6 protein-coding genes are annotated in these 4,610 nt (G+C 58.0%); all 6 read right to left on the bottom strand.

What is annotated here, in order from left to right; all coding sequences use genetic code 11:
* A partial coding sequence (locus tag ACTIE1_RS00030) for a cytochrome c oxidase assembly protein (RefSeq protein ID WP_439563206.1) occupies nt 1-345 on the bottom strand: 345 nt, incomplete at its 3' end.
* A gap of 342 nt (nt 346-687) precedes the next feature.
* Complete coding sequence (locus tag ACTIE1_RS00025) at nt 688-1,671, bottom strand: PRC-barrel domain-containing protein (RefSeq protein ID WP_439560416.1); 984 nt, start codon at nt 1,669-1,671, stop codon at nt 688-690.
* A gap of 198 nt (nt 1,672-1,869) precedes the next feature.
* Nucleotides 1,870-2,091 carry a hypothetical protein gene (locus ACTIE1_RS00020; protein ID WP_439560417.1) on the bottom strand — a complete coding sequence of 74 codons (222 nt, stop codon included), beginning with the start codon at nt 2,089-2,091 and terminating at the stop codon, nt 1,870-1,872.
* Between the two features lie 170 nt (nt 2,092-2,261).
* On the bottom strand, nt 2,262-2,444 hold the full coding sequence (locus ACTIE1_RS00015) for a PLDc N-terminal domain-containing protein (protein WP_439560418.1): 183 nt from the start codon (nt 2,442-2,444) through the stop codon (nt 2,262-2,264).
* 174 nt (nt 2,445-2,618) lie between these two features.
* Nucleotides 2,619-4,019, bottom strand: a complete 1,401-nt coding sequence (locus ACTIE1_RS00010; RefSeq protein ID WP_439560419.1) for a ferredoxin reductase family protein — start codon at nt 4,017-4,019, stop codon at nt 2,619-2,621.
* 46 nt (nt 4,020-4,065) lie between these two features.
* Nucleotides 4,066-4,575, bottom strand: a complete 510-nt coding sequence (locus ACTIE1_RS00005) for a DUF2231 domain-containing protein (protein WP_439560420.1) — start codon at nt 4,573-4,575, stop codon at nt 4,066-4,068.
* Nucleotides 4,576-4,610: the final 35 nt, after the last annotated feature.

The raw sequence follows: 4,610 nt of genomic DNA, 5'->3' as shown, positions 1-4,610 counted from the left end.
CCCGGGGGCACGGCGCAGCGGAAACGCCAGCGCAAGCGCCGGCGCCAGAATCAGGATCACAACCAGATGATGCAACGTGCGCGCCGAAAACAGGGCCACCGTCATCGCACACAAGGGCGACACAAAGGCAAGCGCAGCCGCCGTCAGCGCACAGGCGAATGCGCGCTGACGTGCGCCGGACCGGCTTCGTAGCGCCACGCCCCCACCCAATGCCAATACGCCAAGGCAACCAAGCAGCACGGGGTCAAAATTCCATGCCATGATCCAGTCCTGCGGATCAGGCGCGGGTCCGCAATAGGGATAATCGGGTTCCATCACACTCCGGTGTTCAAATGCGTCTGTCATCCAACGCAGCCACAGGCCCGCGGTTCCTTGATTGCACACGGGAAACGAAAAAAGGCGCAGCCGATGCCACGCCCCTTTTCAGAAAATCCGGTATCGGATCAAAACACACCGAACAGATACAACAGAATGATCAACGGTAGCGGAATGCCGATAATCCACAGTAACAAACCACGCATCTTGCTTTCCTTTCCTTGTTCAATATCAACTTTTACATCTGCTAAATAACGGGCGGGCTGGCAGAAGGTTCCGCAAAAAACATTATTAAAATCAGTTTATTGCAAAAGCCCCGCCGGAATCCGGCGGGGCATTCACATTCATCACACAACGGTATCCGGAGACAGGTTACCCTTGGTATTCAGGCAGGCTCTCCAGCTGTTCCTGAGTCATCGGAACCGAAACTCGCACGTCGCCGTCTTCGTCGTTCCACATGATGTCGACATCGGCGACTTCAAGGGCGATGGTGTGGCTTGCAAGTCCAAGAAAACCGCCCACATCCATGATCAGATGCGTCATTGCGCCATCATCTGCCAGAACAACGTCATCAACGGTCGCGATATTGTCGCCTTCGCCGCCATAGACATCGGCACCCAGCAGGTTTTCGGCAGTGCGGTCCTGCTCGGTCATCTCGGTATAGCCGTCCATTGCGGGGGCTGCGGCAGTATCGGCAGGCTGTTCGGACATCGCGGGTTGCTCGGTCATGGCTGTCTCGCTCTCGGCCATGCCGTTGGACTCGTCCAGCATACCCACATCATGCCCGGCTGCATCTGCTTGGTAGCCCTGTGCCTCAAAGCCGACGGTCAGTTGGTCCTCGTCCCATTCAGGCAAGGCTTCCAGCTGTTCCTCGCTCATGGCGGCCACGACGAAGTAATCGGACAGGTCTTCCGGTGCTGTCTCGTCTGCAACGAAATACAGATCATCAATGTCCACCATCACAGTGCGCGCACCCAGACCCAGGAAACCGCCAACATCGATCAGGATACCACGGATTTCACCATCCTTGGTCATGACGATGTCTTGGATATTGCCGACATTTTCCCACGCATCACGATCCGACGCGAAGGCATCGCTGCTTTCCCAACGCAGGGTCGCGCGATCCCACATGCTGCGATCTTCGGCAGCGCGGTCTTGCGTCAATGCGCGGGTTTCTTCGGTGTCCAGCGTGTACAGGTTCTTGCTGGTAAAATCAGACGACAGGAATGCAGGAACGAACTGATCGCCCCCGGCGCCCGCGCCAACCTCGCCGTTCATTGTGGTGTCAGCGGTCTGCGCCACTGCGCCCATCGACGTTACAGCAACAATCGCGGTCGTAAGCATTAGCTTTTTCATCTTAACTCTCCTGTGTTGTATTGGCCTTCTTCAAGGCTCTGCACATACAACAGCGGGGGCAGGACAAGGTTCCTGAAAAAGTAAAAAAGATTTTTAATATCAATATATTACAACTATAAACGCAAGAATTCACCAAGCCGGTTTCGGCTTGGTGGTCAACGAATACATCCGGACTGCATGGGGCGGCCAGCCCCCCGTTCAACGCCGTTCGCGAGAGCGTTCGCGCGCGGGTTTGTCGCCCACATCATCAAGCGCACCAGATGGGGCCTGATCAACATGTTCAATGCGGCGCATTCCCAGATCGGGGGTTTTATCCGTCGGATAGGGCGCATCATCGCTGGCGTTTTCCGTCTTCAGCTTGCGCGCCTCTTTGGCGAAATCCTGTTGCGCAGTGGTGCGGGTGTTTTTCGGTGCGCTCATCATCTGTCCTTTCAAGGCGGTGAATGGCTTCATCTGTTCAACGTCCGGTCCCTGCGCAGGGTTCCACGTTGCAACCATTACGAGCGTCTATCAGGGCAAAAAAAAACGCTGACCCGAAGGTCAGCGTAAAGTGTGCCGATGGGCATTTCCATTCGACAAGAGGGAACATCTCAGACTTTCTTCGGACCGGCCAGAAACCAGATAATCAGGCCGATGACGGGAAACACCAATACAAGCAATATCCATAAAACCTTCTGGCCCTGACTGGCACCAGAGCCAAGAATCGAAACGGCGGCCCAGACAACAAGTGCCAGATGCAGGACGCCCAGAAGACCCGTGAAATTCGTGTTCATTTATTTGCCTCATCAAACAAGCTTCAAACACTCTAACGTGTTCGCGCCGTTTCGGTTCCCCGGAAAATTTGCAGCGGCCATCATTACAGTCCCGCCTGTGCCAGCCAGATGGACAGACCGACGGCCAGCAAGGTCAGTGCGATGGCAAAAGCAAGGGCTAGTTTCGGGCGCATGTCAGACCAACTCGAAGATTTCGTAATCAATATGGCGGTCATGCACACCAAGCCGGTGCAGATCGCCGCGCAGGGATGCAATCATCGGCGCAGGCCCACACAGCAGATGCGGCCAGTCGCGTGTGTCAGCGGCAAGGTGGCGTGTCAGGATATCGAAATCCACCTGTCCGCGTTCGCCGTCCCAATCCTCGGGCGGGTCGGCCAGCACATGAACCAATGTCAGGTTCAGTCGCTGGCGCAGGGCGTCCAGTTCGGTCCGGAAGGCGATATTGTCCCATGTCTGGTTGGCATACACCAAAATCACGGGCCGCGGATCATTGCGCGCATCCAGGGCATGCAGATTGGACAGGATCGGGGTAATCCCCACGCCGCCCGCAATCATCACAAACCCGCTTGCCCGTGCCATACGGTCCACCGAAAATGCGCCATATGGCCCGTCAACATACGCCCGCGCGCCGATTTCGGTTTGCGCCAGCGCGGAACTGTGATCGCCCAGCGCCTTGATCGAGAAAGACAGGTTTGGCCCCTTCTCGGGCGCGGTGGAGATCGTAAATGGGTGTTCGATCAGCCCATAGGGCGAGCGCTCGACCTTCAGCCATGCGAACTGGCCGGGTTTCCAGCGCGTCAGCCCACGGCCTTCGGGTTCCAGTTCCAGACGCCGCACGCCGCCCCCTTCGTCATGGTTGGCAATGACGCGCCACGGGTTGCGCGACTGAACCCATGGCCGCAGCAGTCGCGTAAACACCAGCACCCCTGCCCAACCCAGCGTTGCCCCCAGCCATAGCATACGTTTTTCCGGCGTATCCGTCAGGTTGCCCACACCCAGCACATGCAGGATGGCAGCAACAAAACCGGTGATCGCCAGCGCCAGATGCAGCTTGCGCCACCATTCATAGGACAGCCCCAATGCCTTGCGCCATTGCGAGGTTATGACCAGCCCCGCGAAGCAGACCATGGCCACACGTCCGGCGGTCAGTTCCCAACGCGCCTGAAACGGGTTCAGCGCGCCCAGCGCGGGTTCATGGAACACATACAGCACAGCAAAATGCGCGCCCATCAACACCAGCGCACCCCAACTTAAGTAACGATGCGCCAGATAGACGATATCCGCGCCGAACGGGTGCGTAATCCAGCGCAGACGGCCCGTCATGGCAAATTGCAAGGTGATCATGGCCAAGGCACCAAATCCCAGCCCCATGCTGAAATCCCATGTGACACCCCCCGATGGCGCAGGTTCCCCCACAAGGATGATCACGGCGAACGGCACCCCCAAGGCCAGCAAACCAAGCGCCAGCACGGCACAGGCATGCGCGACAACCATCAGGGGCCGGTCATGGCGGGGTTGGTGCTGACGGGCCACAGCGGTGGTCACGCCACCGGACTTCGGGGAATGTCTGTTCATCACACCCTAACGTGCAACCACCAGCTGTGGTTCCACGCGCTCTTGCTCAGGGTGGCGGGTCCGGCATTTTCGTGCCGATCTGGTAATCGAAAACAAGTTTGCCGCCATGCCACCCCGTAACCGCCGTCAGACCTGCCGCAACAAGCGACAATGACAGGCCCAAGGGCAGAACCGCCTCCTCGGGCTGGCCGATACGAAAGCCCCAATTCGCGCCGATCAGTGACAGCAGCATGACCGCAAGGATGAAATGCGTCCAACTGGCAGAGCGGTTGCGAATACCGCGCACAACCAGCAATTCCACTGTGCCCGTCACCCCGGCAATCACCCCCATTATAAACGCACCGAACGCGGCCCAACCGGCAACCCGCGCCCAGAACCCGTCAGCAGTCCACCAATACAGCAGATCAGCGCCCAGCACAGACATGGTCAGCGCAATAGGAAAGGCCACAAGCATCGCATGCAGCGGGTGGCCCGCAATCGCGATGCGGGATTCGGTTTCCAACAGTGCGCGATGTTCTTCGATAGGGTCGGTGAAGCCGTTCGTCTTGCGGGTCATTCCTGCAGTCCCCTTTCGGTGATTAGAGCGATTCG

The organism is Roseinatronobacter sp. (assembly GCF_051859525.1).
Taxonomy (GTDB): Bacteria; Pseudomonadota; Alphaproteobacteria; order Rhodobacterales; family Rhodobacteraceae; genus Roseinatronobacter.
Note: the sequence above shows the minus strand (reverse complement) of the source record. Positions and strands in the feature narration are given on the sequence as shown.

What these genes read in the sequence shown, in the direction of transcription:
- ACTIE1_RS00015 (WP_439560418.1), bottom strand. Translation starts at nt 2,444, where the DNA reads ATGAACACGAATTTCACGGGTCTTCTGGGCGTCCTGCATCTGGCACTT.
- ACTIE1_RS00025 (WP_439560416.1), bottom strand. Translation starts at nt 1,671, where the DNA reads ATGAAAAAGCTAATGCTTACGACCGCGATTGTTGCTGTAACGTCGATG.
- ACTIE1_RS00005 (WP_439560420.1), bottom strand. Translation starts at nt 4,575, where the DNA reads ATGACCCGCAAGACGAACGGCTTCACCGACCCTATCGAAGAACATCGC.
- ACTIE1_RS00010 (WP_439560419.1), bottom strand. Translation starts at nt 4,019, where the DNA reads ATGAACAGACATTCCCCGAAGTCCGGTGGCGTGACCACCGCTGTGGCC.
- ACTIE1_RS00020 (WP_439560417.1), bottom strand. Translation starts at nt 2,091, where the DNA reads ATGAGCGCACCGAAAAACACCCGCACCACTGCGCAACAGGATTTCGCC.